This window comes from Amycolatopsis sp. QT-25, from assembly GCF_029369745.1.
Lineage (GTDB): Bacteria > Actinomycetota > Actinomycetes > Mycobacteriales > Pseudonocardiaceae > Amycolatopsis.
Genome location: NZ_CP120210.1, coordinates 6,573,453 through 6,600,307, shown reverse-complemented (window position 1 = coordinate 6,600,307; position 26,855 = coordinate 6,573,453). Strand labels below are relative to the sequence as shown.

The 26,855-nt window shown below is 68.7% G+C and carries 20 protein-coding genes and 1 pseudogene; 12 read left to right on the top strand and 9 right to left on the bottom strand.

The window, feature by feature from the left end:
* Positions 1 to 24 precede the first annotated feature (24 nt).
* From P3102_RS30795 to P3102_RS30775, 5 genes are all read left to right on the top strand, one after another.
* A complete protein-coding gene (locus P3102_RS30795) occupies positions 25 to 2,028 on the top strand; it encodes a biotin carboxylase N-terminal domain-containing protein (RefSeq protein ID WP_276363924.1) in 2,004 nt (667 codons plus the stop codon).
* Complete coding sequence (locus P3102_RS30790; protein ID WP_276363922.1) at positions 2,025 to 3,179, top strand: acyl-CoA dehydrogenase family protein; 1,155 nt, start codon at positions 2,025 to 2,027, stop codon at positions 3,177 to 3,179. The genes P3102_RS30795 and P3102_RS30790 overlap by 4 nt, the downstream gene beginning before the upstream one ends.
* Positions 3,180 to 3,225: 46 nt before the next feature.
* A complete protein-coding gene (locus P3102_RS30785) occupies positions 3,226 to 3,732 on the top strand; it encodes a GNAT family N-acetyltransferase (protein ID WP_276363920.1) in 507 nt (168 codons plus the stop codon).
* A gap of 87 nt (positions 3,733 to 3,819) precedes the next feature.
* Positions 3,820 to 4,683: an SDR family oxidoreductase gene (locus P3102_RS30780; RefSeq protein WP_276363918.1), complete on the top strand. Its 864-nt coding sequence runs from the start codon at positions 3,820 to 3,822 to the stop codon at positions 4,681 to 4,683.
* Between the two features lie 117 nt (positions 4,684 to 4,800).
* Positions 4,801 to 5,856 carry an alpha/beta fold hydrolase gene (locus tag P3102_RS30775; RefSeq protein WP_276363916.1) on the top strand — a complete coding sequence of 352 codons (1,056 nt, stop codon included), beginning with the start codon at positions 4,801 to 4,803 and terminating at the stop codon, positions 5,854 to 5,856.
* Here the strand turns inward: P3102_RS30775 and P3102_RS30770 are convergent.
* The 4 genes from P3102_RS30770 to P3102_RS30755 all read right to left on the bottom strand — a co-directional run bounded on the left by P3102_RS30770 (position 5,820) and on the right by P3102_RS30755 (position 11,074).
* Complete coding sequence (locus P3102_RS30770) at positions 5,820 to 6,827, bottom strand: MASE1 domain-containing protein (protein WP_276363915.1); 1,008 nt, start codon at positions 6,825 to 6,827, stop codon at positions 5,820 to 5,822. The two genes, P3102_RS30775 and P3102_RS30770, sit on opposite strands and share 37 nt — an antisense overlap.
* Positions 6,828 to 6,977: 150 nt before the next feature.
* Entirely contained in the window at positions 6,978 to 8,186 is a 1,209-nt protein-coding gene (locus P3102_RS30765; protein ID WP_276363913.1) for an acyl-CoA dehydrogenase family protein, read from the bottom strand.
* Positions 8,187 to 8,204: 18 nt separating this feature from the next.
* Entirely contained in the window at positions 8,205 to 9,500 is a 1,296-nt protein-coding gene (locus P3102_RS30760; RefSeq protein ID WP_276371422.1) for an acyl-CoA dehydrogenase family protein, read from the bottom strand.
* A 389-nt stretch (positions 9,501 to 9,889) separates the two neighbouring features.
* Positions 9,890 to 11,074 carry a TetR/AcrR family transcriptional regulator gene (locus P3102_RS30755; protein WP_276363911.1) on the bottom strand — a complete coding sequence of 395 codons (1,185 nt, stop codon included), beginning with the start codon at positions 11,072 to 11,074 and terminating at the stop codon, positions 9,890 to 9,892.
* Positions 11,075 to 11,231: 157 nt separating this feature from the next.
* Between P3102_RS30755 and P3102_RS30750 the strand changes: the two genes are divergently transcribed.
* From P3102_RS30750 to P3102_RS30730, 5 genes and pseudogenes are all read left to right on the top strand, one after another.
* Positions 11,232 to 12,443, top strand: a complete 1,212-nt coding sequence (locus P3102_RS30750) for an acetyl-CoA C-acetyltransferase (RefSeq protein WP_276363910.1) — start codon at positions 11,232 to 11,234, stop codon at positions 12,441 to 12,443.
* Between the two features lie 10 nt (positions 12,444 to 12,453).
* Positions 12,454 to 14,625, top strand: coding sequence for a 3-hydroxyacyl-CoA dehydrogenase NAD-binding domain-containing protein (locus P3102_RS30745; protein ID WP_276363908.1), 2,172 nt, complete (start codon positions 12,454 to 12,456; stop codon positions 14,623 to 14,625).
* A gap of 152 nt (positions 14,626 to 14,777) precedes the next feature.
* A pseudogene (locus P3102_RS30740) lies at positions 14,778 to 14,882 on the top strand (3-oxoacyl-ACP reductase); the annotation flags it as partial.
* 72 nt (positions 14,883 to 14,954) lie between these two features.
* Positions 14,955 to 15,446: a DUF3761 domain-containing protein gene (locus P3102_RS30735; protein WP_276371421.1), complete on the top strand. Its 492-nt coding sequence runs from the start codon at positions 14,955 to 14,957 to the stop codon at positions 15,444 to 15,446.
* Positions 15,447 to 15,512: 66 nt separating this feature from the next.
* Positions 15,513 to 16,931, top strand: a complete 1,419-nt coding sequence (locus tag P3102_RS30730; protein WP_276363906.1) for an MFS transporter — start codon at positions 15,513 to 15,515, stop codon at positions 16,929 to 16,931.
* An 11-nt stretch (positions 16,932 to 16,942) separates the two neighbouring features.
* On the opposite strand, the gene P3102_RS30725 is transcribed toward P3102_RS30730, so the two are convergent.
* Positions 16,943 to 18,496, bottom strand: coding sequence for an acetolactate synthase large subunit (locus tag P3102_RS30725; protein WP_276363904.1), 1,554 nt, complete (start codon positions 18,494 to 18,496; stop codon positions 16,943 to 16,945).
* A 12-nt stretch (positions 18,497 to 18,508) separates the two neighbouring features.
* The gene (locus P3102_RS30720) at positions 18,509 to 19,891 is read right to left on the bottom strand and encodes an FAD-linked oxidase C-terminal domain-containing protein (protein ID WP_276363902.1); all 1,383 of its coding nucleotides are present in this window, start codon (positions 19,889 to 19,891) and stop codon (positions 18,509 to 18,511) included.
* A gap of 188 nt (positions 19,892 to 20,079) precedes the next feature.
* Between P3102_RS30720 and P3102_RS30715 the strand changes: the two genes are divergently transcribed.
* Positions 20,080 to 20,871: a Calx-beta domain-containing protein gene (locus P3102_RS30715; RefSeq protein WP_276363901.1), complete on the top strand. Its 792-nt coding sequence runs from the start codon at positions 20,080 to 20,082 to the stop codon at positions 20,869 to 20,871.
* Here P3102_RS30715 and P3102_RS30710 read toward each other — a convergent pair.
* The gene (locus tag P3102_RS30710; protein ID WP_346660206.1) at positions 20,855 to 23,818 is read right to left on the bottom strand and encodes a BTAD domain-containing putative transcriptional regulator; all 2,964 of its coding nucleotides are present in this window, start codon (positions 23,816 to 23,818) and stop codon (positions 20,855 to 20,857) included. The genes P3102_RS30715 and P3102_RS30710 overlap by 17 nt on opposite strands.
* Before the next feature lie 173 nt (positions 23,819 to 23,991).
* On the opposite strand from P3102_RS30710, the gene P3102_RS30705 reads away from it, so the two are divergent.
* Positions 23,992 to 24,978, top strand: a complete 987-nt coding sequence (locus tag P3102_RS30705) for a hypothetical protein (RefSeq protein ID WP_276363898.1) — start codon at positions 23,992 to 23,994, stop codon at positions 24,976 to 24,978.
* Between the two features lie 60 nt (positions 24,979 to 25,038).
* Here the strand turns inward: P3102_RS30705 and P3102_RS30700 are convergent, their stop codons facing one another.
* Together P3102_RS30700 and P3102_RS30695 are read right to left on the bottom strand one after the other, a co-directional pair.
* Positions 25,039 to 25,536 (bottom strand): DUF3830 family protein, encoded by a 498-nt coding sequence (locus P3102_RS30700; protein ID WP_276363896.1) that lies wholly within the window; start codon positions 25,534 to 25,536, stop codon positions 25,039 to 25,041.
* Positions 25,536 to 26,786: an aminotransferase class III-fold pyridoxal phosphate-dependent enzyme gene (locus P3102_RS30695; RefSeq protein ID WP_276363895.1), complete on the bottom strand. Its 1,251-nt coding sequence runs from the start codon at positions 26,784 to 26,786 to the stop codon at positions 25,536 to 25,538. Before P3102_RS30695 ends, P3102_RS30700 begins: the two co-directional genes overlap by 1 nt.
* Between the last annotated feature and the right edge of the window lie 69 nt (positions 26,787 to 26,855).

The window sequence follows — 26,855 nt, the reverse complement described above, 5'->3', positions numbered from 1 at the left end:
CGCCGGAAAACACGGGATGTGAGCATGTTCGACACGGTTCTGGTCGCCAACCGCGGGGAGATCGCCGTCCGCGTGATCCGCTCGCTGCGGGGGCTCGGCATCCGTTCGGTCGCGGTGTACAGCGACGCGGACGCCGACGCCCGGCACGTCCGGGAGGCGCACACCGCGGTGCGCATCGGCCCGGCCGAAGCGGCGAAAAGCTATCTGTCCATCCCGGCGATCGTCCGCGCGGCGCTCGACACGGGTGCGCAGGCGATCCATCCCGGCTACGGCTTTCTCGCGGAGAACGCGGAATTCGCCCGCGCCTGCGCCGAGGCGGGGCTGGTCTTCATCGGCCCGCCGGTCGCGGCGATCGACGCCATGGGCGACAAGATCCGCGCCAAGGCGACGGTGTCCGAGGCCGGTGTCCCGGTGGTACCGGGTGCGTCCGATGTGGACATTCCTGAAGGCGGATTCGCCGCCGCCGCCGAGAGCGTCGGGTTCCCTTTGCTGCTCAAGCCGTCCGCCGGCGGGGGCGGCAAGGGGATGCGGCTGGTCAACGAACTGTCCGAATTGGACTCGGCCGTCGAGTCCGCCCGCCGGGAGGCCAAGGGGTCCTTCGGTGACGACACGCTGCTCATGGAGCGGTTCGTCACCACGCCGCGCCACATCGAGATCCAGGTGCTCGCCGACACCCACGGCAACGTGATCCACCTCGGTGAGCGCGAGTGCAGCCTGCAACGGCGGCACCAGAAGATCATCGAAGAAGCACCCTCCGTGCTCCTCGACGAAGCCACGCGCGCGAAGATGGGCGCGTCCGCGGTCGAGGCCGCGCGCTCGGTGGGCTACGTCGGCGCGGGGACGGTCGAGTTCATCGTCTCCGCCACCGCGCCGGACGAGTTCTTCTTCATGGAGATGAACACGCGCCTGCAGGTCGAGCATCCGGTGACCGAACTGGTCACCGGGCTGGACCTGGTCGAATGGCAGGTCAAGATCGCCGCCGGTGACGTGCTCACCGTTTCGCAGGACGACGTCCGGCTGGACGGTCACGCCGTCGAGGCCCGCGTCTACGCCGAAGACCCCGCTCGCGGCTTCATTCCGACGGGCGGAACCGTGCTCGCGGTCCACGAGCCCTCCGGCGAGGGAGTGCGGGTCGACTCGTGGATGAGCGAGGGCGCGGTCGTCGGGTCGAACTACGACCCGATGCTGGCCAAGGTCATCGCCTGGGGCCCGGACCGCGCGGCCGCGTTGCACCGGCTCGATCTGGCGCTCGCGGACACCGCGTTGCTCGGCCTCGGCACGAACATCGCCTTCCTGCGCGGGCTCCTCGCCGATGGCGACGTCCGCGACGGCAAGCTCGACACCGAGCTCGTCGACCGGCGATTGTCCACTTTGGTCTCCGAAGAAGTGCCGCCGGAGTTCTTCGTGGCGGCGGCGCTCGACCGGCTGCTTTCCTTGCAGCCGAAGGGTTCCGTCATCGATCCCTGGGACGTTCCCGATGGCTGGCGGCTCGGCGCTTCCGGCGGGATCGACTTCGCGTTGAAGTCGGGCAGTTCCGAAGTCGTCGTGCGGGTGCAGGGCACTCCGGCGGACGCGCTCGTCAGTATCGTCGGCGTCGACGGCGCAGACGGCGCCGAGCCGGTCCGGGTGTCCGCGCGACGCGAGGGGGACCTGCTGGAAGTCCGGCACCCCAGCGGTTTCCATCGGTACCGGCACGCCGTCGGCTCCGGAAAGACCGTGTGGCTCGCGCGTGACGGTCACAGCTTCGCGATCGGCGAGCGCGAAAGGCTGCGCTCGGCCGCCGGCGCCGCGGGTGGCGCCGGACCGGTCACCAGCCCGATGCCCGGAACCGTGCTGGTGGTCAAGGCCGCCGCCGGTGACGTGGTGAGCGCCGGAACGCCACTCGTGGTCGTCGAGGCGATGAAGATGGAGCACACGATCACCGCGCCGATCGACGGCGTGGTCAGCGAACTCCCCGTCCGGGTGGGCCAACCGGTCGCGCTGGACGAGACGGTAGCCGTTGTGACACCCCAAAAGGATGGCCAATGATCGACTTTCGACTGGATGACGAGTACGAGGCGCTGCGCAAGACGGTCGAGGAATTCGCGCGCTCCGAGGTCGCCCCGGTCATCGGTGACCTCTACGAACGGGAGGAGTTCCCGTACGAGATCGTCGCGAAGATGGCCGAGATGGGCCTGTTCGGGTTGCCCTTCCCCGAGGAGTACGGCGGCATGGGCGGCGACTACTTCGCGCTCTGCCTGACCCTGGAGGAGCTGGCGCGCGTCGATTCCTCGGTCGCGATCACCGTCGAGGCCGGTGTTTCCCTGGGCGCCATGCCGATCCACCGGTTCGGCACCGAGGAGCAGAAGCAGAAGTGGCTTCCGGAGCTGTGTGCCGGCACCGCGCTCGGCGCCTTCGGGCTCACCGAACCCGGTGGTGGCTCGGACGCCGGCGCCACCCGCACGCGCGCGAAACTCGACGGCGACACCTGGGTGATCAACGGCAGCAAGTCGTTCATCACCAATTCCGGCACCGACATCACGAAACTGGTCACGGTCACCGCGGTCACCGACGTGAAGGAAAACGGCCGCAAGGAGATCTCGGCGATCATCGTCCCGTCCGGCACGCCGGGCTTCACCGTCGCGCCGAAGTACTCCAAGGTCGGCTGGAACTGCTCGGACACGCACGAGCTCTCGTTCGACGACGTCCGCGTCCCGGCCGGGAACCTGGTCGGGGAACGCGGTCGCGGCTACGCCCAGTTCCTGTCCATTCTGGACGAAGGCCGGGTCGCGATCGCCGCGCTGAGCGTCGGACTCGCGCAGGGCTGCGTCGACGAATGCCTGCGGTATGTGAAGGAACGCGAGGCGTTCGGGCACAAGATCGGTGAGTACCAGGCGATCCAGTTCAAGATCGCCGACATGGAGGTGCGCACGCACACCGCGCGGCTGGCCTACTACGCGGCGGCGTCGAAGATGCTGCGCGGTGAGCCGTTCAAGCAGGAGGCGTCGATCGCGAAGCTCGTCGCGTCGAACGCCGCCATGGACAACTCGCGGGAGGCGACGCAGATCTTCGGCGGATACGGCTTCATGAACGAGTTCCCGGTGAGCCGTTTCTACCGGGACGCGAAGATCCTCGAGATCGGCGAGGGGACCTCGGAAGTGCAGCGTATGCTGATCGCGCGGCACCTCGGTGTCGCCTGATCCGACAGAACACCCGCGCTTCCTCGCGATGTTGTAGAACGGAAGCATGAGCGATTTCGTCATCCGCCAGGGTGGTTCCGGGGACTTGCCGACGTTGCTGGACATGTTCGACGAGGTCGTCGCGTGGCTGGCCGAACGCGGCAGCGCGGGGCAGTGGGGCACCGAGCCGTGGTCCACGATCCCGAAACGGGTCGAGCGGGTTCGCGGGATGGCCGACGGGCCGGGGCTGTACCTCGCCGAGATCGACGGCCAGGCGGCCGGGGCGATCATCCTCGGTGACCGTTTTCCCCATGTCTCGCCGGTCGACGAACCGGAGATCTACATCGGCTTGCTGCTGACCTCACGCCGGTTCACCGGTCACCGGGTCGGCTCACGGCTGATCGAGTTCGCGCTGGCCGAGGCTCGGGAACGGGGCATCGGGCTGGTGCGGGTCGACTGCTGGGCCGGAGGCGACGGCGACCTTCAGCGGTATTACGAAAGCCAGGGTTTCAAGCCGACGGAACGTTTCGACGTCAAGGGCTGGATCGGGCAGGTGTTCGAGCAGCGCCCGTAGGACTGGCGTTCGCGCGGCTTCCGGGGCACCATAGTTGACACATCGCCAACAGTGCCCCGGGACAGTGAAGTCGCAGAGGAGACCGGCATGGCCAAGCGTGCACGTTCCCTGACCGGCAAGGTCGTCGTGATCACCGGAGCGGCGCGGGGCATCGGCGCCAGTACCGCGGCGGCACTGTCCCGGCTCGGCGCCAAGGTGGTCATCGGCGATCTGGACCAGGTCCTCGCCGAGAAGACCGCCGCCGAACTGGGCGCGGAAGCGCTGCCGCTCGACGTCACCGACACGAAGGGTTTCACCGAGTTCCTCGACGAGGTCGAGCGGCGCGTCGGCCCGATCGACGTGCTGATCAACAACGCGGGCATCATGCCGCTCGCGCCGCTCGAAGAAGAGGACGACGCGGCGACCCGCAGGCTGATCGAGATCAACCTGCACGCGGTCGTCCACGGCACCAGGGAAGCCGTGAAGCGGATGCGCCCGCGTGGCACCGGCCATATCGTCAACATCGCCTCGATGGCGGGCAAGGCGGGTTTCCCCGGTGCCGCCACCTACTGCGCGACGAAACACGCCGTCGTCGGCTTGTCGGAATCGGTGCACCTGGAATTGCACGGAACGGGTGTGCTGGTCTCCTGCGTGATGCCCGCGGTGGTGCGCACGGAGCTGGCGAGCGGACTCGGCGAGGCGAAGTTCTTCAAGTCGGTGCAGCCGGAAGATGTGGCGCAGGCCATTGTCGATGTGGTGCGTCGTCCCAAATTCGACGTCTTCGTTCCCGCGTCGCTGGACGTCATAAGCAGGATCACACGGCTGCTTCCGCGGCGCCTCGGCGAGGGACTGCTTCGCGCGCTCGGCGGCGACAAGATCTTGTCCTCCGCAACGCATTCCAGTGCTCGCGCGGAGTACGAATCGCGTGCCGCGCGGAGTGCCCCGGCGGCGGAAAAGGACGCCGATGCTTGACTCGTACGGCCCAGTCACTGTCCGAAATGGACGGCCTGAGGCGGCCACGGTGTTGAGTCGTGCGCCCGCACGCGGCAAGATTACCTCTTACCGCGTCGATTCCTCAGGAGGCACACCATGGCCACACCCCCGGCACGGCTCGCCGCCGCCGCGTCGAACGTCGTCGGGAAGGTGCTGCACGGTGGTGTCGCCGATCTTCGCCCGGTGCCGCGCGTCCTGATCGACCAGGGCCCGAACCGTTCGCTGTACCGGCTGACGAACGGCAAGGCCCCAATGCCGGGTCCGCCGGTGCTGCTGGTGCCGCCGCTGGCCGCGCCCGCGCTGTGCTTCGACCTGCGCCGAGGGTGCAGCCTCGCCGAGCACCTGGTCGACGGCGGCCGCAACACCTATCTGGTCGACTACGGGAACGTCGCCTTCTCCGACCGGCGCCTCGGCATCGAGCACTGGGTCGAGGAAGTGCTCCCGCGCGCGATCCGCAAGGTCAGCGAGGATTCCGGCGGCCAGGGTGTGCACGTCGTCGCCTGGTGCCTCGGCGGGATCTTCTCCCTGCTGACCGCCGCGGACCAGCCCAAGCTGCCGATCGAATCGATCGCGACCATCGCCTCGCCGTTCGACTTCACCGCGATCCCGCTGATCGCGCCGTTCCGCCCGCTGGTGGACCTCACCGGCGGCCATCTGCTGACCCCGATCTACCGCGTACTCGGCGGCGCACCGTCCTATCTGGTCAGCCGGGTCTTCCGGGCGACCGGGATCAGCAAGGAGATCACCAAACCGCTGGCGATCCTGAAGAATCTCGACGATCGGGACTACCTGGCGCAGATCGAGGCCGTCGACCACTTCATGGACAACATGATCGCCTACCCCGGGCGGACGTTCGGCCAGATCTATCACCGGTTCTTCCGCGCCAACGACCTCGCCGAGGGCACGGTCGACCTCAACGGCCGCATCATCGCGCTGTCCGGGATCAAGGTGCCGGCGCTGGTCATCGCCGGGCAGAACGACACGATCGCCCCGCGCGCGGCCGTCGAACGGCTCACCGAGCTGCTGGACAACTCGCCTTCGGTCACCTTCGAGACCGCCCCCGGCGGGCATCTGGGCGTGCTGACCGGCCGGAAGGCGCGCGGGACCACCTGGCGCTACCTCGACCGCTTCCTCGACGAACAGGCCGCCTGAGCCTCGGCGTCCTTGCGCTGGGTGATGGCACTGCGCAGCGACTGGCGTGGCGCGATCAAGTCGACCATTTCGGTGATCCGGCACCAGGCGTCGGTGATCTCGGCGGTCGCACGATCGCGTTGCAGGACGATCGTGGACAACACGAGGGCCGTCAGCCCCACGGTGGCGTCGAACGCCTGGACGTGCAACATCCGGACGGCCAGCGCGTAGGAACCGTAAGGGCCGAGTCCGTGGATGGCGGCGAAGATCGTGAAGGTGCAGACGCACAACGAGCACATCAGCGCCCCGGCTTGCCGGAACCGCAGCGCCGCCCAGACGAGCACCGGGAAGACCAGGAACAGCTTGGACATGGTGACGGACGCGAGGATCGCCGTACCGAGACCGAACAGCGAGAGCGCCGCCGCCTCACCCCAGCGAGCGAGCGGAACGCCCCTCGGCAGGCGGAACCTCGGCGCCAGGAGCAGCAGCGGCGTGATCGTCAGCACGCCCATCGCGTCGCCGGTCCACCAGACGAGCGCCGTCGCCCAGAAATCCGCGGGCACCAGCGCGCCGTCGAGGATCAGCACACCGGTGCCCAGCACGGCACTGACGATGGTGCCGCCGATCGCCCCGACCACCACCAGGAGGACGGCGTCGGGCAGCCGGTCGAGCCGGTTGCGGCCACCCAGCCGCCGCATCACCGCGTGAGCCAGCATCGGGCCGATCGTGTTCCCCGACGAGATCACCAGGATCGCGACCGGCGAAGGGCCGAGAGCGATGTTCGTCAGGAGTGCGCCGAGGAAGATCCCTGGCCAGAACCGCGGACCCAGCAGCATCGGCACCGCCAGCGCGACACCCGCGGCAGGCCACAGCGGCGAGATCTGCTCGCGCACGATCGCCCACTGGATCCCGATCTGCGCGGTCGCGAAGTAGCAGATCGTCACGCCGAGGACGATGAGACACCAGCGTGCGGCGGGGGAGAGCGGTCTCATCGCGACTCCGGCCTCGGCGGGCAAAGGAAGGTTCGAGAGTACCTCTGTCCGGCCGTCAAGGCCGTTCACTTGATGGTGTTGTCATTATGGTGGAACAAACGAAAAAGAGGCCCGTGCAGCTGCACGGGCCTCTTCACGGCAGTTCGGGCGCTACTTCAGCTCGGCGCTCGTCTTGCCCAGGATCCGGCGCGCCACGATGAGCTGCTGGATCTGTTGCGTGCCTTCGAAGATGTCCAGGATCTTGGCGTCCCGGCTCCACTTCTCCAGCAGCGATTCCTCGGTGTATCCCCAGGTTCCGGCCAGCTCGACGCATTTGAGCGTGATCTCGACGACCGACCGGCCCGCCTTAGCCTTGGCCATCGAGGCCTGCAGCGAATTCGGCTTGCGGTTGTCGGCCATCCACGCCGACTCCATCGTCAGCAGGTACGCCGATTCGTAGTCCGCCTCCAGCTGAAGGAACGTCGCGGCCGCGGCGTGCTGGCCGTGGACGGGCTTGTCGTAGTCGATGACCACACCCGCGTCGATGAGGACCTTCCGGGTCTCCTCCAGCGCCGCGCGGGCGACGCCGATGGCCATGGCGGCGACCAGCGGGCGGGTGTTGTCGAAGGTCTGCATGACCCCGGCGAAACCCTTGGCGGTGTCGATCTCCGGCGTGCCGAGGAGATTCTCCTTGGGCACGCGGACGTTCTCGAACCGCAACACGGCGGTGTCGGAGGCGCGGATGCCGAGTTTGTGCTCGACGCGCACCACCTCGAAGCCCGGCGTGCCCTTCTCGACGACGAAGGACTTGATCGCCGCGCGGCCCTTCGTCTTGTCCAGGGTGGCCCAGACGACGACGGCGTCCGCGCGTTCGCCTGCGGTCACGAAGATCTTCTCGCCGTTGATCACGTACTCGTCGCCGTCCAGGCGCGCGGTCGCGGTGATCGCGGCGGAATCCGAGCCGCAGTCCGGTTCGGTGATCGCCATCGCGGCCCACAGCCCGGAGAACTTCTTGAGCTGTTCGTCGGTGGCGACCGAGCCGATGGCGGCGTTGCCGAGCCCCTGACGCGGCATCGACAGCAGCAGACCGACGTCGCCCCAGCACATCTCGATCGTGCCGAGCACGATGTTGAGGTTGGAACCGTTGCGGTTGCCCGGTTTCTCGTTCTTCTCTGACCGGCGGACGCCCGCCGCGCCCGCGCCGCCCTCGCCGGAGGAGTTCAGCCCGTCGAGCAGTGCGGCGAACATGTCAAGTTCGGCGGGATAGGTGTGCTCGGCGCGGTCGTACTTGCGCGAGATCGGCCGGAACACCTCGGCCGCGGCCTGGTACGCCTGATTGATCAGGGTGCCGGCCTTCTTCGGAACCTCAAGGTTGATCATGATCGCCTTTCACAAGTCCTAGAGGAGGACGGCGCCTTCCAGCACGCCGATCGCACGGAGGTCGCGGTACCAGCGTTCGACGGGGTGTTCCTTGACGAACCCGTGCCCGCCGAGCAGCTGCACACCGGCGCTGCCGATCTGCATTCCCTTGTCGGCGGCCAGTTTCCGGGCCAGCGCGACCTCGCGGGCGTACGGCTTGCCCTGTTCGGCGCGGGAAGCGGCGCGAAGGGTGACCAGCCGCAGCCCTTCCAGCTCGATGGCGATGTCGGCCACCGAGAACGCGACGGCCTGCCGGTGGCTCACCGGTTCCCCGAACGCCTTGCGCTCGTTGACGTACGGCACCACGTAATCGAGAACGGCCTTCGCGGTACCGGCGGCCAACGCGGCCCAGCCGAGCCGTGAGAGCCGGACGACCTCGGTGAACACCTCGGTCTTGCCGCCGCCGAGCAGTGCTCCGGCGGGCAACGCGACCTTCTCCAGGTGCAGCTTCCCGGTCGCCGCGCCCCGCAGGCCCATCGCCGGTTCGGACTCGATGGTGACGCCCGAGTTGGACGACTCCACGAGGAACAACGCGGGACCCCGGCCTTCGAGGTCGGCCGACACGATGAAGAGTTCGGCGTCCGCGGCCCTCGGGACCAGCGACTTCACGCCATCGAGCTGGTAGCCCCTCGGCGTGCGGCGGGCTTTGGTGGCCGGCTTGAACGGGTCGAACAGCGCGGTGCGCTCCTGCAGCGCGAGCGCCGCGGCCGGGACGTTCTCGCCGACGAACGCGGGCAGGTAGTCCGCCTGCTGCTGCTCGTCGCCGTAGGACACCAGCGCGGTGCTGACCGCGGACGGCGCGAGCACCGCGACCGCGAGGCCGAGGTCGCCGTGCGCGAGGGCCTCGGCGACCAGCGCGTTCGTGACGACCGACCGTTCGGTGCCGACGCCGCCCAGCTCCTCGGGAATGCCGACGAGCGTGATGCCGAGCTCGGCGGCACGGCTCAACAGCCCCTCGGGCGCCTGAAGCTTCGCGTCGGCGTCGGCCGCGGCGGGCCGAAGCTGCTCGGCCGCGAATTCCGTCACGGTCTCGACGATGAGCTGCTGGTCCTCACTGGGGGTGAGGTCGAACAGCCCCGTGTCCCCGGCGGGCGCGAGCCGCGCCGGCTTGCCGAGCTTCTTGGCGGATTTGAAGGTCCGTCCCGCCGCGCCCGCGACCCGGAAGCCGTTGCGCGTCCCGGCACTGACCAGGTTCTGCACGGGCTTCCGAAGTCCGGCCCGTTCAATGACCTTGCTCCCGGCCAGCCGGGTGAGCGCGGACAGGCCAAGGCCCATCGCGTCTCGTTTCCTAGGCGCACCCACGGTGAGTCTCCCTGCCTCGTTACCTACTCGTGAGTAGGTTAACGCTCCTCGGGCGGATGCGCCACCACGGGGGCGGCGAACGTCACGCTCGTGAGTGATTCGGGTCCTCCCCTGAGGCGGATTGCTCACCAGGTGACGAGATAGGCGAGGGTGGGTGCCTCTGGAGGCCGCGCGTGAGTGCGATCCAAGTCCTGACGAGCCTCAGTCGAAGTACAGGAAGGACCCCTTCCTGTACTTAGGCGCAAGGATGGGGGCCTTCATGTAGTGGGAAGGCGTGAAGGTCGAGTTTCCTCGGCTGGTGGCCGACCGCCCGAATCGCCACTCACGACCAGCCGCACCTCGCCACTGAGCGCAAGCCGGTTTCAGACGCCGAGTGCCGCGTGCGTCAGCGTCGTCAGCTCGGCTTCGATGTTCGGGCGGCCGTTGACCCGCCGGGTGCGCGCGAGGTCGTTCGCGATGGTCAGCGCCGCGTGCACGGTGATCTTCACTTCGCGCAGGCTCAGTTCCGGGCGGACTTCCGACGCCAGCGCGATCCAGCGCGCGACGTAGTCCCGCTGGACGCGGATCAGGTCCGCCTTGTCGCGTTCCGGCAGCTCCATGGGGCTGCCGGAGAACGACACCAGCAGTTCGGGCGTGTGCAGCAAGGTGTGCACGTAGGACGCCGCGAGCCTGCGCAGCGCGTCGCGTTCGTCGCCGGTCCGCAACGCGCGTTCCGCGGCGAGCGCCAGTCGGTCGGCAGCGCGGTGCCCGATCGCCACCATCAGCGCCGCCTTGCTCGGGAAATGGCGGTACACGCTGGGTCCGGCGATCCCGGCCGCCGCGCCGATCTCCTCCATGCTCACCGCGCGGAAGCCGCGGTGCCCGAACAGCTCGGTCGCGGCCGCGAGGATCCGCTCGCGGCGGGACGGCTCGCCGAGTGCCATCGACGGCGTCTCGTCCGGCGGTTCCCGGGGCTCGGGCAGTGTGACATGCAGCACCGACTCCGCCAGCCGCACCAGGATCTGCGCGAAGCGTTTCTTCGCCACGGACGTGTGATGTACGGAGACGCTGCCGAACACGCTCAGCCCCGCCCAGCACAGCAGCTCGGCGTCGTCGGCGGTCAGTTCCGGGCGCAACGCGAGCAGCGCCTTGGCCCACGCCGCCAGCACCGCGCCCGACCGTCGGCGGATCTCCCGGCGCCCCTCACGGGGCAGATGCCTGCCCTCCCAGCGCCACAGCGCGGCGACTTCGCGCCGCTCCACGGCTTGGGCGGCAAGAGTGCCCAACAGGGCGTTGACCTGCGCGGGAACGGGAAGGTCGACGTCGGCGAGGGTCTCGATGGTGGCCGTTTCCATGTCGTCGATGCCGGAGAGCACGACGTAGGACAGCACGGCCTGCTTGTCCGTGAAATGCCGGTACAGCGCGGGCCCGGTGATGCCGGCCGCGGCGGCGATGTCGTTGATGCCGACGCCGTGGAACCCGCGGGCGCGAAACAGCTCCGCGGCGAGGCCTGCCAGCTGGGCCTTGCGGTCGCGCGGTCGGGCTGAACGCTCGGTCGGGTGCTCCATAGGTGAACCCACGATAGCGCCGGTTGCGTACATCGCAACCCATTGACACCGTGGGGTTATCGCGGTTTATGTTAATGGCGATTAGCATGGCTACCGGCCGGTACGATCCGGCTGTGTCCATCCCCGATACAGCGCCGTACTGCGGAGGAGTTTTTCTGTGAGTAGCGAGGCCTACATCTACGAGGCGATCCGTACGCCTCGCGGCAAGAACAAGGGCGGTGCCCTTCACGGCACCAAGCCGGTCGATCTCGTGGTCGGCCTCATCGAAGAACTGAAGGTCCGGCACCCGAACCTCGATCCCGCGGTGATCGACGACATCGTCCTCGGCGTCGTGTCCCCGGTCGGCGAGCAGGGCGCCGTGATCGCGCGCACCGCGGCCTTGAACGCGGGTCTTCCCGAGACGGTCGCCGGCGTACAGCTGAACCGTTTCTGCGCTTCGGGCCTCGAAGCCACCAACACCGCCGCGCAGAAGGTGCGCTCCGGCTGGGACCAGCTGATCATCGCCGGCGGTGTCGAGTCGATGTCGCGCGTGCCGATGGGCTCCGACGGCGGCGCGCTGTTCATGGACCCGGCCACCGCGTACGACAACTACATCGTCCCGCAGGGCACCGGCGCCGACCTGATCGCGACGATCGAGGGCTTCTCCCGCGAGGACGTCGACGCGTGGGCCGTCCGCTCGCAGGAAAGGGCCGAAGCGGCCTGGTCCGGCGGCTACTTCGCGAAGTCCGTCGTCCCGGTGAAGGACATCAACGGCGTCACGATCCTCGACCACGACGAGCACCGTCGCCCCGGCAGCACCGTCGAGGGCCTCGGCAAGCTCAAGCCCGCCTTCGCCGGCATCGGTGAGCTGGGCGGCTTCGACGCCGTCGCGCTCCAGAAGTACCACTCGGTCGAGAAGATCGACCACGTCCACACCGGCGGCAACTCGTCCGGCATCGTCGACGGCGCCGCGGTGGTGCTGGTCGGCAACGAGCAGATCGGCAAGGACTTCGGCCTGACCCCGCGCGCCCGCATCGTGGCCACCGCGACCGTCGGCTCCGAGCCCACGATCATGCTCACCGGCCCGACCCCGGCCACCGAGAAGGTCCTCAAGCTCGCCGGCCTCACCCCGGACGACATCGACCTGTGGGAGCTGAACGAGGCCTTCGCTTCGGTCGTCCTCAAGTGGATCAAGGACCTGCACCTCGACGAGGAGAAGGTCAACGTCAACGGCGGCGCCATCGCGATGGGGCACCCGCTGGGCGCCACCGGCGCGATGCTGGTCGGCACCGTCGTGGACGAGCTGGAGCGTCGCCAGGCGCGCCGCGCCCTGGTCACCCTGTGCATCGGCGGCGGCATGGGCGTCGCGACCATCATCGAGCGGGTCTGAGGAAGAGACAATGACTGAAGCGAAGACCATCCGCTGGGAGCAGGACGCCGACGGCATCATCGTGCTCACCCTGGACGACCCGAAGCAGTCCGCCAACACGATGAACGCCGACTTCCGTGAGTCGCTCGGCGTCGTCGTGGACCGCCTGGAGGCGGAGAAGGACAGCATCACCGGTGTCGTCCTCACCTCGGCCAAGAAGACCTTCTTCGCCGGTGGCGACCTCAACGACCTGATCCAGGCCAAGCCGGAGAACGCGGCCGAGATCACCGGGAGCAGTGGCCTGATGAAGGGCCAGATGCGACGGCTCGAGCAGCTGGGCAAGCCGGTCGTGGCCGCCATCAACGGCGCCGCGCTCGGTGGCGGCCTCGAACTCGCGCTCGCCACGCACCACCGCATCGCGGCCGACGTCAAGGGCAGCCAGATCGGCCTTCCCGAGGTCACCCTCGGCCTGCTCCCCGGTGGCGGTGGCGTGGTCCGCACCGTGCGCCTGCTGGGCATCCAGAGCGCGCTGCTGAACGTGCTGCTGCAGGGTCAGCGGCACCGCCCGGCCAAGGCGAAGGAAATCGGCCTCGTGCACGAGCTCGTCGGCACGGTCGAGGAACTGGTCCCGGCCGCGAAGGCGTGGATCAAGGCGAACCCCGAAGGCGGCGTGCAGCCGTGGGACGTCAAGGGGTACAAGATCCCTGGCGGCACCCCGTCGAACCCGGGCTTCGCGGCGAACCTGCCCGCGTTCCCGGCGAACCTGCGCAAGCAGATCAAGGGCGCGAACATGCCCGCCCCGCGGGCGATCCTGGCCGCGGCCATCGAGGGTTCGCAGGTCGACTTCGACACCGCGATCACCGTCGAGACGCGCTACTTCGTCAGCCTCGCCACCGGCCAGGTCTCGAAGAACATGACGAAGGCGTTCTTCTTCGACCTGCAGAGCATCAACTCCGGCGGCTCGCGGCCGGACGGCTTCGAGAAGTACACCGCCAAGAAGGTCGGTGTCGTCGGCGCGGGCATGATGGGCGCCGCGATCGCGTACGTCTCGGCGAAGGCCGGCATCGACGTCGTGCTCAAGGACGTCACACTCGAAGGCGCCGAAAAGGGCAAGGGCTACGCGGTCAAGCTGGAGGAGAAGGCTCTCTCCCGCGGCAAGACCACGCAGGAGAAGTCCGACGCGCTGCTCGCCAAGATCAAGCCGACCGACAAGGCGGAGGACTTCGCCGGTGTCGACTTCGTGATCGAGGCCGTCTTCGAGAGCGTCGAGCTGAAGCACAAGGTGTTCCAGGAGATCGAGAGCTTCGTCGACCCGGACGCCGTACTCGGCTCCAACACCTCGACCCTGCCGATCACCGCGCTCGCCGAGGGCGTGCAGCGGAGCGAGGACTTCATCGGGATCCACTTCTTCTCGCCGGTGGACAAGATGCCGCTGGTCGAGATCATCTGCGGGGAGAAGACCTCGCCCGCCACACTGGCGAAGGTCTTCGACTACACGCTGCAGATCAAGAAGACCCCGATCGTCGTCAACGACAGCCGCGGCTTCTTCACCTCTCGCGTCATCGGCACGTTCCTCAACGAGGCCGTCGCCGCGCTGGGCGAGGGTGTCGAGCCGGCGTCGATCGAGCAGGCCGGCGCCCAGGCCGGCTACCCGGCCCCGCCGCTGCAGCTGATGGACGAGCTGACCCTGACGCTGCCGCGCAAGATCCGCAAGGAGACCCGCGAAGCGATCGAGGCCGCCGGCGGCACCTGGAACGCGCACGCGTCCGAGGGCGTCATCGACCGGATGGTGGAGGAGTTCGACCGCAAGGGCCGTTCCACCGGCTCGGGCTTCTACGACTACGACGAAGCAGGCAAGCGGACCGGTCTCTGGCCGGGCCTGCGTGACGCGTTCAAGTCGGGCAGCGCCGAGGTCCCGTTCGAGGATCTCAAGGAGCGCATGCTGTTCGCCGAGGCGCTCGAGACCGTGAAGTGCTTCGACGAAGGCGTGCTCACCACCGTCGCCGACGCCAACATCGGCTCGATCTTCGGCATCGGTTTCCCGGCGTGGACCGGCGGTGTCATCCAGTACATCAACCAGTACGAAGGTGGCCTGCAAGGCTTCGTCGACCGCGCCCGTGAGCTGGCGGAGCGCTACGGCGACCACTTCACCCCGCCGGAGTCGCTGGTCGCGAAGGCCGCGAAGGGCGAGATCTACGAATAAGCGCGTGACATGAAAGGCCCCTTCATCGCGAAATTTGTGATGAAGGGGCCTTTCATTGCATCCGGGGGCTAGTGGGAAGCGGGTTCCAGCGCCACCTCCGGCCACCGCCGGTCCAGCCACCGCGGCAGCCATCAGGCGCGTTCCGGCCGGGCGCCGGGCTCGAAGACGTCGCACGTGTGGCCGCCTTCGCCGCGTCGGACCACGCGCGCAGCATGACGGCGACGGCGTCGAACCCCAGTTGCGGCGCGATGGCCGACCGACGTTCTCTCTGTAACACCGGTGAACGATCTCCCGACTACGCGGCACTACCAAGTGCCGGGGAGGCCGTTATGCCGAAGAAAGCGACGAAGCTGGGCATGGCGCTGGCGATCGGGCTTCTGTTCGCCGGAGGCTGCGGTGTAGAGACCGCGCCCACCGGGCGGGTCACACCGCAGACCGGGCCGGTGTCGACAGCGCGAACAACGCTGACGACCTCGACGCCGAGCAGTAGCTGGGCACCGCCCACGAGTACGGCCACACCGACTCCGGCACCTCAGCAGTTCGTGCCACCGACCACGACCGCGGTCAAGGTGCCGAAGCAGGTCGAGCCGGCTCCGACGAAGACTCGTCCGAAAACGACGCCCTCCGCCAAGGCGCCGAATCCGGCGGAGTGCGGAAGCGACCACTACCGCAACACCGACGGTGTCTGTGTCCACCGGCCGGCGACCGGACCCGGCGCGGCCGAGGGGGCGACCGCTCTCTGCGAGGACGGTTCCTACAGCTACAGCCAGAATCGTCGCGGTACCTGTTCCGGGCACGGTGGGGTCCGCACCTGGTTGTGATCCTGTCCGTCAACCGTTCACTGAGATGGGTGGTGCTGGGTAAGGTCGGATCATGGGACGCGCAGGGTGAAACCGGCCGGACGGGCACCTTCGCCCCGGATCTTCGTCATCGTGCTCGCCACGTGCGGTCTGGTGGCCTCGTTCATGCAGACGCTCGTCATCCCCCTCATCCCGGTGTTTCCCCGGCTGCTCGGCACGACCCCGTCCGACGCGTCATGGGTGGTGACGGCGACCCTGATCGCCGCAGCCGTGGTGATGCCGGTGAGCGGCAGGCTCGGCGATCTCTACGGCAAGCGCAAGTTGCTGCTGATCAGCCTGGGCTTCCTGGTCGCCGGTTCGGTGGTGTCCGCGCTGACCAGCTCGCTCGCGCTGATGGTCGTCGGCCGCGGTCTGCAGGGCTGCGCGATGGGCGCGATCCCGCTGGGGATCAGCATCATGCGCGACGAACTCGCGCCGGAACGCGTCGGCGCCGCGATTTCGGTGATGAGCTCGACGCTCGGTGTCGGCGGTGCCATCGGGCTCCCGGTGTCGGCGCTGGTCGCGCAGAACGCCGACTGGCACGTCCTCTTCTGGGCGTCGGCCGGGCTCGGGCTCGTCTGCGGCCTGCTGATCCTGTTCGTGGTGCCGGAGTCGCCGGTGAAGACGCCGGCGCCGTTCGACCACCTCGGTGCCCTGGGGCTGACGGTCGGGCTGGTCTGCCTGCTGTTGCCGATCGTCAAAGGCGGCGAGTGGGGCTGGGGCGGCGGCCGCACTCTCGGCTTCGCCGGGACGGCGGTGGTGATCCTGCTGGGTTGGGGTGCCTACCAGCTACGCCGCCGCGATCCGCTCGTGGATCTGAGGGTCTCCGCGCGGCGGCCGGTGCTGTTCACCAATCTCGCGTCGATCATGATCGGGTTCGCGCTGTACTCGATGGCGTTGTCGTTCCCGCAGCTGCTCCAGGCGCCCGCGTCGACCGGTTATGGGCTCGGTTTGACGATGGTGCAGGCCGGACTCTGCCTCGCGCCGAACGGGCTGGTCATGTTCATGCTGTCGCCGGTTTCGGCCCGGCTCATCGAGCGCTACGGCCCGCGTACGACGCTGATGGTCGGTGCCACCACCATCGCGGCCGGGTACGTCTTCGCGGCTGTGCTGATGGACAACGCTTTCGAGCTGATCACGGCGTCGATCATCATCGGTGGCGGCGTCGGTATCGCGTACGCGGCCATGCCCGCGTTGATCATGGGCTCGGTCCCGGTCACCGAAACCGCGTCCGCGAACGGATTGAACTCGCTGATGCGCTCCGTCGGCACGTCGACGTCCAGTGCGGTGATGGCGACGATGCTCGCGTCGCTGGCGATCACCGTCGGCGGGGTGTCCGTCCCGTCCGCGGACGGTTTCCGGTTGAGCTTCGTGGTCGCCGCCGGTGCGGCACTGCTCGGCCTCGTCTTGACCGCTTTCGTCCCGAAACAACGCCAGCCCGAACCTCTGGTCGTCCCGGTCCACTAGTCCCCGTGGGATCAGAAGAGCGTCGGGACGATCGCGTCGATCAGATGCGGTCCCGGCTCGGCGAGCGCGCGCTGGAACTGTTCGGCCAGCTCTTCCGCGGTCGTCGCCCTGGTCGCCGGGACGCCCATGCCTTCGGCGATCTTGACGAAGTCCATGTCGGGCCGGGAAAGGTCGAGCAGGTCGTTCGCCTTGGGCCCGTTGGCGTCCGCGCCGACCCGCTGCAACTCCAGCCGGAGGATCGCGTACGCGCGGTTGTTCAGCAGGACCGTGGTGACATCGAGGTTCTCCCGCGCCTGCGTCCACAACGCCGAAATCGTGTACAGCGCGCTGCCGTCGGACTGCAGGTTGATCACCGGCCGGTCCGGCGCGGCGACGGCCGCCCCGGTCGCGACCGGCATGCCGTAACCGATCGCGCCGCCGGTCAGGGTCAGCACGTCGTGCCGCGGCGCGCCCGCGGTCGCGGCGGGGAGCAGCAGACCGGAGGTGTTCGCCTCGTCCGCGATGATCGCGCGCTCCGGCAGCAGCGCGCCGATCACGTCGACCCAGTTCTGCGGGGTCAACGGCCCGGACGGCAGGGCTGGCCGGGCGGCCTCCTGCAGCACGGGCTCCGTCTCGGCCGCGACCAGGGCCGCGACGTCGTTCAGAGCACGCGGCACGTCCTGCCCGACGTCGGCCAGCACATGGACCCGCGCGCCTTCGGGAACCAGGTTGCTCGCCTTGCCGGGGTAGGCGAAGAACGACACGGGCGCTTTCGTCCCGGCGACGATGACGTGCTTGATCCCGTCGAGCTGGTACGCGACCTGCTCGGCGAGGTAGCCCAGCCGCTCGATCGTCGGCAGGCCTTCGCCCCGTTCGAGCCGGGCGGGGAAGGTTTCGACGAACGCCTTCACCCCGGTCGCGGCGGCGATCCGGCTGGTCGCGAGCAGGCCGGCCGCCCGGCAGCCACTACCGCCGACGAGCAGCGCGACCGGTTCACCACTGGCCAGCACTTCGGCGATGTTCTTCACCGTCGTCGCGTCGACGGCCTGGGGAATCCGTGGCGGGATGGGCGGGCAAGCCTCGCCGCCTTCACCCCAGGACGCGTCGGCGGGGAGGATCAGCGTCGCGATCTGCCCGGGTGCGTCCTGGGATGCGGCGACCGCCGCGGCGGCGTCGGCACCGACGTCCTTCGTGTGCTCGCAACGGCGGACCCAGCCTTCGAGTGAACCGGCGACACCTTCGATATCCGATTCGAGCGGGGCGTCGTACTGCTTGTGATAGGTCGCGTGATCGCCGATCACGTTGACGATCGGCGTGTGCGCGCGGCGCGCGTTGTGCAGGTTCGCCAGCCCGTTGCCGAGGCCGGGGCCGAGGTGCAGCAGCGTGGCCGCGGGCTTACCGGCGATGCGCGCGTATCCGTCCGCGGCACCGGTGACGACGCCTTCGAACAGGCCGAGCACGCCGCGCATCTCGGGCACGGTGTCGAGCGCGGCCACGAAGTGCATCTCCGAAGTGCCCGGATTCGAGAAGCACACGTCGACACCGCTGTCGACGAGCGTGCGGATCAGGGACCGGGCGCCGTTCATCTCACTCACTTTTCAAGCCCTCTCAGCGAAAAGAACGCCGGGGTTGAGGATCCCGGCCGGGTCGAAGCTCTCCTTGATCCGGCGCATCAGCGCGATCTTCGCCGGGTCCTCCAGTTCGAGGAAGTAGCCGGACTTGGTCCTCCCGAGACCGTGCTCGCCGGAGATCGCGCCGCCGAGTTCCATGCCGAGCGCGAAGATGTCGGTCAGCAGCTGTTTCCGTTTGCCCGGGTCCTTGCAGAAGATGGCGAGGTGGACGTTGCCGTCGCCGGCGTGCCCGCAGCCGAGTGCGCCCGACTCGCGGGACAACGCCATTTCCCTGGCCTTGCGCAGGAATTCCGGCATCGCGGACCGCGGGACCACCACGTCGATGATGTCGTCGGCCCCGACCGACTTGGCCGTCCAGAACGCCTTCTCGCGGGCCTCGATGAGCTTGCGCGCCGAATTGCCTTCGAGCACGTACACGTCCATTGCGCCGAGCTCGCCCAGCATGCCGCCGAGTTCCTCGATGTCGGCGTGCAACCGGTCGTTGTGGCGGTTTTCCAGCGCCACCACCAGATACGCCTGCGCGGTGTCGCGGATGGAGTCCGGCACGCCGAGGCTGAGCTTCTCGTTGTAACTGATCGCGGCGAGCGTCAGATTGTCGATGTACTCGAGGATATGCGGCGCGAGCCCGCTGGCGATGATCTTCGGGACGACGGTCATCACCTCGTCGAAGGTCTCGAACGGGGCGAGCACCGTGGCGCCGTGCGGCAGACGCGGGTACAGCTTCACGATGACCTCGGTCGCGATCGCAAGGGTGCCTTCGGAGCCGATGATCAGCTGAGTCAGGTCATACCCCGTCGACACCTTCGAGGTTTTGCCACCGGTCCGGATGATCTCACCGGTGGGCAGCACGGCCTGCAGGCCCACGACGTTGTGCCGGGTGACGCCGTACTTGACCGCGCGCATGCCGCCCGCGTTCGTCCCGACGTTGCCGCCGACGCTCGCGCTCAGCTCGCCGGGGTAGACGGTGTAGCCGAGTCCGGCCGCCGTGGTCTTTTCGTCCAATTCGGACAAGGTGACACCCGGCTGGACGACGGCGACGTGATTTTCGGTGTCGATCTCCAGCACCGCGTTCATCCGCTCGAAGGAGAGCACCAGGCTGTCCTCGCGTGGCCGCGCACCACCTGAAAGTCCGGTGCCCGACCCTCGCGCGGTGACCGGCACGCCGTGTTCGCTCGCCGCCTTGAGCAGCTCCGCCACCTCTTCGGCGCTTCCCGGTTTCGCCAGGTGGGCGGGCCTCTGCGCGGAGGTGGTCAAAGCCTCGTCGTGTGCGTAGTCCTCGGGGATCGCCTCGCCTGACAGCAAGTTCGCGTCCCCGACGATCTCGGCGAACCGTGCCGCAACATCGCCCATCGACTGCCCTTCCTCACGCTTCTTTGCCTGGTTACCGAAGCGTAGTACGTCATGGACGGGGATGGCCATGAATCATTTTCATGTTTGTCTCCGCTGGTCACAACCTCACGACAACCTCACTCGGTTACCCATGTCGCAGCGGGCCGCGGCGGCCCGCCGGAAGGGGTGGACGCACGATGGGAACGAAGATGAGACGGATCGCGACGCTGGGGGCGGCGCTCGCGGTCACGTTCGGAATCGCGGTACCGGCGGCCGAAGGCGGGGAAACGGGTTGCACCGCTCCCGTGGTCGACGTCAGCGGGGTCAGCCAGGCCGAGGGAACCAGCGCCGGATACACCACCCTTCTTTTCACCGTTTCGCTCGCCGATGGCGGCTGCGCGCCGCAGGGCTCGGTCGAATACCGGACGATCGAGGGCAACGGCTCGCCGGTCGACCCGGCGTTCATCGCGAAGGAAAGCGTCGACTACCTGCCGAGCACGGGCACGCTGACCTGGTCCGGGACGGCGGGCACGCGAACCGTCGCGGTCAGGGTCCGCGCCGACTCCCTCGTGGAGAACGACGAGATGTTCTCCCTGCGCCTGTCCGGCGAGAAAGGCGTGCGAATCGGGCACAGCGTCGGCGTCGCCTGGGTGGCCGACGACGACGCCACCAAGACCCCGCCGCTCGCCACCACTCAGGAAGGCGAGATCTGCTGGTCGATCCCGCCCAATTTCGCGCCGGGCACCGGTTGCAGGGTGCCGGTCGTGCTGTCCCGGCCGTGGCTCGCGGGTCCGCTCACGATCCGCTACCGCACCGAAGGATCCGCTCACGTACCGGTGAAGGACGGTGTCGTCACCTTCCGGCCCGGTGAGACCAGGGGATACGCGGAGTTCACGGTCTTGTCCGGTCAACCGGGGAAGGCGCGGGTCGAGTTCTTCGATCCGTCGCAGGGCAAGCTCGTGTACGGGACCTCGACCGTGGTGATCAGCTCCGCCCGGTGACGAGGTCGGCGTCGGCCGTCGCGTTCGCCCGCCGGTACAGCTCGATCGCTCGAGCCCAGTGGGCGGCCGCGGCGGCCGTGTCACCACATCGTGCCTCCAAATCACCGAGGTCGCGGTGCAGGTGCGCCTCCTCGTACGGATCCGGGACGCCCGCCCGGACGGCGACACCGCGCTCGAGGTGTTCCCGCGCCGCCGCCAGATCGCCGAGCCCCAGGTGGGCGCGGCCGAGCCGGTCGAGCGCGGCCGCCTCACTGTGCCGGTTCCCGACGTCCCGGCTGATCAGCAGCGCCTGGTCGAAATCGTCCCGCGCGGCCCGGAAATCCCGGCGGGCGAGGTGGACCTGGCCGGCGTGCAGCAGCGATTCCCACTCCTGCCACCGGTCGCCGATCGCCCGGGACGCGGCCAGCGCCTTGCCGAGATGGTCCAGCGCGACGTCGTGATCGCCGAGTTCCTCGTAAGCCTCGCCGAGCGTGTCGAGGGTGGCGGCTTCCAGCCGCGCGTTGCCGAGCGCGCGGAACGTCTCCAACGCGTCCGTCAACGGGTTGAGACCGTCCATCGGCTGGCCACGGCGGATGTAGGCGTGGCCGAGGTTGCGCTGCGACAGCGCACGCCCGAGCCGGTTGCCCGCCGAGGTGCACCGCTGGACCGCGAGCCGGTACGCGGTGATCGCCTCGTCGAACCGGCGCAGCGCGGCGTAGGCGTTCGCGGTGTTGTTGTAGATGTGCCCTTCACCTTCGAGATCACCGGCCGCGCGGGCGGCCTTCAACGCACGGGCGTTCGTTTCGAGCGCGTCCGTCAGCCTGCGGGTCATGAAGTAAGCCGCGCCCAGCGCGCGCAGCATTTCCGCCTCCGCCAGAGGATCCTCGAGTTCGGCCGCCGCCGCGGCCCCTTCGCGGCAGAGTCCGATCCGCTCGTTCCAGCCACCCGTGGTGTCGTAGAAACTGGTGAGCAGGTAGGTGAGCTGCCAGGCGGCGGTGTTGCGGCCGTGTTCGCGCGCGAACCGCACCACGGGCAGCAGATTCGCGCGTTCGGCACTCAGGAACGCCAACGCCGAACGCCTTTCCGCCGGGAACGGCCGCCCGGGTGGCGGGTGGCACAGCGCCGGGGTGACCAGATCGCGGTTCGGGTCGATGACCCGGTTCGCCTCGGCGGCCACGTGCAGGTACCAATCGATCAGCCGGTCCGCGGCCTCGGCGCGGCTCGACGTCGTTTCGTCGGCGCGGGCGCACGCGACGGCGAACTCGCGGATCAGATCGTGAAGGCGGAAGCGATCCGGACCCGCCGGGGTGATCAGATGCGCGGCGGACAGTGCGGCGGCCGCGGTCCGGCCCGCTTCGACGGGCACCCCGCACAACGCGCTGCCGAGAGCCGAGCTGAACGACGCCCCCGGGATCAGCCCGGACAGCCGGAACAGCCGAGCCGGTGCACGCTCCAGCGGCAGGTAGGCGCTCGCGAGAACGGTTTCGACCGTACGAGAATCTCCTTGCACCGCAAGGGTTTCCAATCGGCCGACGCCGGTCAGTTCGTCGGTGAGTTCCGCGATCGGACGGCCCGGTTCACCGGTCAGGCGCGCGGCGGCGATCCGCAGCGCCAGCGGCATCCCGTCGCACAACCTGGCCAGCCGCGCGGCCTGCGCGGGTTCGCGGGCGACCCGTTCGGCCCCCAGCACCCGGGTGAGCAGGGTCATCGACTCCGGATCGGCCAGCGCGTCGAGGGCGAACACGCGGACGGCGTGCCTGCTGCCGAGCGCGGCCAGGGTCTGCCTGCTCGTGACGATCAGCATCGCCTTCGCCGTGCCGGGAACGAGCGGGAGGATCTGGTCGACCCCGCCCGCGTTGTCGGCGACGATCACACAACGCCTGCCGTGCAGCAGGGATCGGTAGAGCGCCGCGCGTTCGGCCGTCGCGTCGGGCAGTCGATCGTCGGGGAGGCCGAGTCCACGCGACAAGTGCGCGAGCGCGTCGCCCGGTGAGACCGCTTCGTGCGGGTCGTGTCCGGCCAGATCGAGGAAGAGCTGACCGTCCGGGAAGCGGTCCGCGATGCGGTGCGCCCATTGCACGGCCAACGCGGATTTGCCCATCCCCGCCGCGCCGGAGATGACCACGACCGGAGGTTCGGGTTCGTCGAGGAGCTTGTCGAGCGAAGTGAGTTCCTGGTGCCGTCCGGTGAAATGGCCGACCCTGGCGGGCAGTTGCGCGGGCGCGGTGCCCCGTGCGGGCGCGTCCAGTTCGGGCGCCCGGCGCAGGATCGACGTGTGCAGCTCGACCAGTTCCGGGCCGGGATCGACGCCGAACTCGTCGGCCAGTCCCCGGCGCACGGCCCGGAACGTCTCCAACGCCTCGGCATGCCGCCCGCAGCGATGCAGGGCGAGCATGTGCAGCGCGGCGAGCCGTTCGCGGTACGGCTGTTCGGCCCGCAACCGCGGAAGCTCCCGGAGGACCTCTTCGTGTTCGCCGAGCCGAAGCTCCGCGTCCCAGAGTTCTTCCCAGGCGGACAGCCGCAATTCTTGGAGCCGCTCGACCTCGCGTTGGCCCCAGCCGTCGAGTTCGGCATCCGCGAAGGCATCGCCGCGCCAGAGCCGCAACGCCTCACGCAACGCCGCCACCGCTTGGCCGGCGTTGCTCCGCTTGGCGGCACGAAGTTCCTCTTCGAAGCGGAGAGCGTCGACTGAGGACGGTGCGATCGTCACGACGTACCCGGGCTTGCGTGTCAGCAGGACGGGCGGGAAGCCGCAGTCCTCCAGCGCCTGCCGGATCCGGGCGACGTGGCTGTGCAGGGTCTTCACCGCGGTGCGGGGCGGATCCTCACCCCAGAGCACGTCGACCAGCCGGGGGATCGGGACGACCGAGCCCGCGTGCAAGGCGAGCACGCCCAGCACGGCTCGCTGGCGGGCGCCGTGCAACTCCGCCCGCCCGGTGGGGCCGATCGCTTCGACCGGGCCCAGCACCCGCAATTCCCCTGGCCCGGGCACCCTGCTCCCTCCGGCATGTGACCTCGGTGAGCGTATCCGGGCGAAGTCTCACCGAAATCGGCCAATTAGGGCACACGATCTCGACAACCCCGCCACAACCGGCCTGGCAGAGGGTCAACGGATCGATCCTTTCGCCCAAGGAGGGGTACATGATCAGCAGGAATCCGCGGCGTCGCCGAACGTTGCTCGCCTCGGCCGTCTTGGCCGCCGCGACGCTGTTCACGGGTGTCGCACCGGCGGTGCAGGCCGCGCCGGAGGCTCGCAGCGACGTCTTCATCCGGGACAACACGTCCGATGTCGGGTTCGAACCCTCGGCCGGTTCGCTCTACTCCAGCCCCGACATCCGGGTGTGTTTCTCGGCGACGGTCCTCTGCGCGACCGACGACCCGATCGTCCAGGGGAGCACCGCCTACATCCATGTCACGCTGAACAACCCCGGCCCGTACGGGGACGGCCTCGAGAAGGGGACACTGCAGGTCTACTACACGAAGCAAGGCACCGTGGCGCAGTGGCCGAGCCAGTGGAACTACATCGGATCGGCCACCAACGTGAGCGTGCCCTACGGCACCAAACGGGTCGTCATCCCGTGGAAGGTGCCGATCGGCTCGCACTTCTGCCTGCTGGCGCGGTGGCTTTCGCCGACGGACCTGCCGACCGAAGGCCTGAGCACGTCGGCGAACGCGCGGAACAACAACAACATCGGCTGGCACAACGTGAACGCCGTACCGTTCAAGATCAAGGTCCCGGTGCTGCGGCCGATCGTGTTCGGCTGGGACGGTCGCGAGCCCACGGCGGTCGGCGACATCGTCTTCACCCAGCCGGGCAGGCCGTTCACCGGTCCGGGACGGATCACCATCGACCTCGGACCCGACCTCGCCGCCCGCTGGCGGGCGGCCGGCGCGAAGGGTGAGGGCGTCGAACGTGTCGGTGAGACCGAGCTGGCGATCGTGAACCCGCAGCAGGCCCGGATCAGCGGCCTGACGTTCAAGTCGGGCGAACAGGTGGACGCCAAGCTGAGCTTCACCGCCGGAGCCGAGGCGGCCGGTGGGCAGTACACCGTCCACGTGACCCAGGTCGACCAGCGCGGTGAAGAGGTCGGCGGCGTCGAATACCGGCTGACCGAAGCGCGACAGTAAGCCAGGGAGGGGTGCCGGCCCGTGGGCGGTGAAGGGTGGGAGCCCGCACCGTCCACGGGTTCACGCGCGGGCGAACGAAAGCGTCTCGCCCTCGACACCTCGCAGCCAGAGGTCCTGGGCGGCTTCCGCCATTTCGGCCAGTCCCTCTTCGATCGTCGCGAAGACGTTGCCGGGCACCCAGCCCGCGTCGCCGTTGATCAGCAGGTTGTTGCGGCCGTAAAAGATCGCGAGATCCGTCGCGCCCTGGTCGCTGTGGGCCTCGCTGCCCTCGTCGTAGCCGTACGCCGGGTTGCCGATTTCCCACGCCTCGAACCCGAAATACACGACATCCCCCGGAATCGGGGTCACCGTGGGGTTTTCGCGGCCCGGTTTCGGTTCGGCGAAGGGCGGAACGAGGGTGTAGACCTCGTTGCGCGCGTATTTCGCGTGGTAGGCCGAACCGCTCTGCGGCAACGCTTCCCACACCGCCCGGCAGGTCCGCGGGGCTTCGGCGTCGAGCAGCCGGGCCCGGCAGGAGACTCCGCGCCTGTCGAGCGTGATCGTGAGGTAGCGGGCCATCACCCGACCCCCGCCACGACGTCACCCCAGATCCGCAGCGCCTCGTCGACCTGCTCGGAGTCGACGACCAGCGGCGGCACCATCCGCACGACGTTCATGTACGCCCCGCACGTGAGCAGCAGCAATCCGTTGGCGCCAGCGGCCTTCTGAGCCGCCTGGGCCTTCGCGGTGTCCGGCTCGCCGTCCGGGGTGGTGAACTCGGAACCGACCAGCAGCCCCAGCCCGCGGACGTCGCCGATCGACGGCGACTTGTCCGCGATCACCCGGACACCTTCCAGGAGCCGGCGTCCTCGTTCGGCGGCGTTCTCGACGAGACCCTCCTGGTGGATCACCTCGAGCGTGGCGATCGCCGCCGCGCAGGCCACCGCGTTGCCGCCGTAGGTGCCGCCCTGCGAACCGGGGAGCGCCTTCGCCATCAGCTCCTCCGACGCGGCGATGCCCGAGATCGGAAAGCCGCTCGCCAGCCCCTTCGCGATGAGCACGATGTCCGGGCTCACCCCGAAGTGTTCGTGTCCCCAAAATCTGCCCGTCCGGCCGAAGCCGGTCTGGATCTCGTCCATCACCAGCAGGATCCCGTGCTTGTCGGCGCGTTCGCGCAGCCCGGCGAGGAACTCGCGGTTCGCCGGCACGTACCCGCCCTCTCCGAGCACCGGCTCGACGAAGAAGGCGGCTGTCTCGTTCGGCGAGCAGACCGTCGCGAACAGGTAGTCGAGCTCGCGCAGGGCGAACTTCGTGGCGGTCTCCTCGTCCCAGCCGTAGTGGAAGGCGTACGGGAACGGCGCGACGTGCACCCCGGACATGAGCGGCGAGATACCGGCGCTGAACCGGGTGCCCGACGTCGTCATCGTCGCCGCCGCGATGGTCCGGCCATGGAACCCGCCCTGGAAGACGATGACATTGGGCCGCTTGGTCGCCTGCCGCGACAGGCGGAGCGCCGCCTCGACCGCCTCGCTGCCGGAGTTCGCGTAGAAGAGGGAGTTCAGGCCCTCCGGAAGGACACTGCCCAGCTTCTCGGTCAGCTCGAGCATCGGCTTGTGCATGACCGTCGTGTGCTGCCCGTGGATGAGCTTGCCGATCTGCTCCCGTGCCGCGCGCACCACGTGCGGGTGACAGTGGCCGGTGCTGGTCACCCCGATGCCGGCGGTGAAATCCAGGTGACGTTTGCCCTCGGTGTCATAGAGGTAAACCCCCTCACCGTGGTCGACCACGACCGGCGTTGCCTGCTTGAGCAGCGGTGATAGCTGGGCCATGGGCTGCGCTCCTAGGTCGGCTGAGCTGTTGTCGATTGTTGACAATATCCATAGCATGGCTTTCGGGAC

Excerpts from the sequence above, each read along its gene's own strand:
- P3102_RS30795 (WP_276363924.1), top strand. The coding sequence starts at position 25 with ATGTTCGACACGGTTCTGGTCGCCAACCGCGGGGAGATCGCCGTCCGC.
- P3102_RS30790 (WP_276363922.1), top strand. The coding sequence starts at position 2,025 with ATGATCGACTTTCGACTGGATGACGAGTACGAGGCGCTGCGCAAGACG.
- P3102_RS30785 (WP_276363920.1), top strand. The coding sequence starts at position 3,226 with ATGAGCGATTTCGTCATCCGCCAGGGTGGTTCCGGGGACTTGCCGACG.
- P3102_RS30780 (WP_276363918.1), top strand. The coding sequence starts at position 3,820 with ATGGCCAAGCGTGCACGTTCCCTGACCGGCAAGGTCGTCGTGATCACC.
- P3102_RS30775 (WP_276363916.1), top strand. The coding sequence starts at position 4,801 with ATGGCCACACCCCCGGCACGGCTCGCCGCCGCCGCGTCGAACGTCGTC.
- P3102_RS30770 (WP_276363915.1), bottom strand. The coding sequence starts at position 6,827 with ATGAGACCGCTCTCCCCCGCCGCACGCTGGTGTCTCATCGTCCTCGGC.
- P3102_RS30765 (WP_276363913.1), bottom strand. The coding sequence starts at position 8,186 with ATGATCAACCTTGAGGTTCCGAAGAAGGCCGGCACCCTGATCAATCAG.
- P3102_RS30760 (WP_276371422.1), bottom strand. The coding sequence starts at position 9,500 with ATGGGCCTTGGCCTGTCCGCGCTCACCCGGCTGGCCGGGAGCAAGGTC.
- P3102_RS30755 (WP_276363911.1), bottom strand. The coding sequence starts at position 11,074 with ATGGAGCACCCGACCGAGCGTTCAGCCCGACCGCGCGACCGCAAGGCC.
- P3102_RS30745 (WP_276363908.1), top strand. The coding sequence starts at position 12,454 with ATGACTGAAGCGAAGACCATCCGCTGGGAGCAGGACGCCGACGGCATC.
- P3102_RS30735 (WP_276371421.1), top strand. The coding sequence starts at position 14,955 with ATGCCGAAGAAAGCGACGAAGCTGGGCATGGCGCTGGCGATCGGGCTT.
- P3102_RS30725 (WP_276363904.1), bottom strand. The coding sequence starts at position 18,496 with ATGAACGGCGCCCGGTCCCTGATCCGCACGCTCGTCGACAGCGGTGTC.
- P3102_RS30720 (WP_276363902.1), bottom strand. The coding sequence starts at position 19,891 with ATGGGCGATGTTGCGGCACGGTTCGCCGAGATCGTCGGGGACGCGAAC.
- P3102_RS30715 (WP_276363901.1), top strand. The coding sequence starts at position 20,080 with ATGAGACGGATCGCGACGCTGGGGGCGGCGCTCGCGGTCACGTTCGGA.
- P3102_RS30705 (WP_276363898.1), top strand. The coding sequence starts at position 23,992 with ATGATCAGCAGGAATCCGCGGCGTCGCCGAACGTTGCTCGCCTCGGCC.
- P3102_RS30700 (WP_276363896.1), bottom strand. The coding sequence starts at position 25,536 with ATGGCCCGCTACCTCACGATCACGCTCGACAGGCGCGGAGTCTCCTGC.
- P3102_RS30695 (WP_276363895.1), bottom strand. The coding sequence starts at position 26,786 with ATGGCCCAGCTATCACCGCTGCTCAAGCAGGCAACGCCGGTCGTGGTC.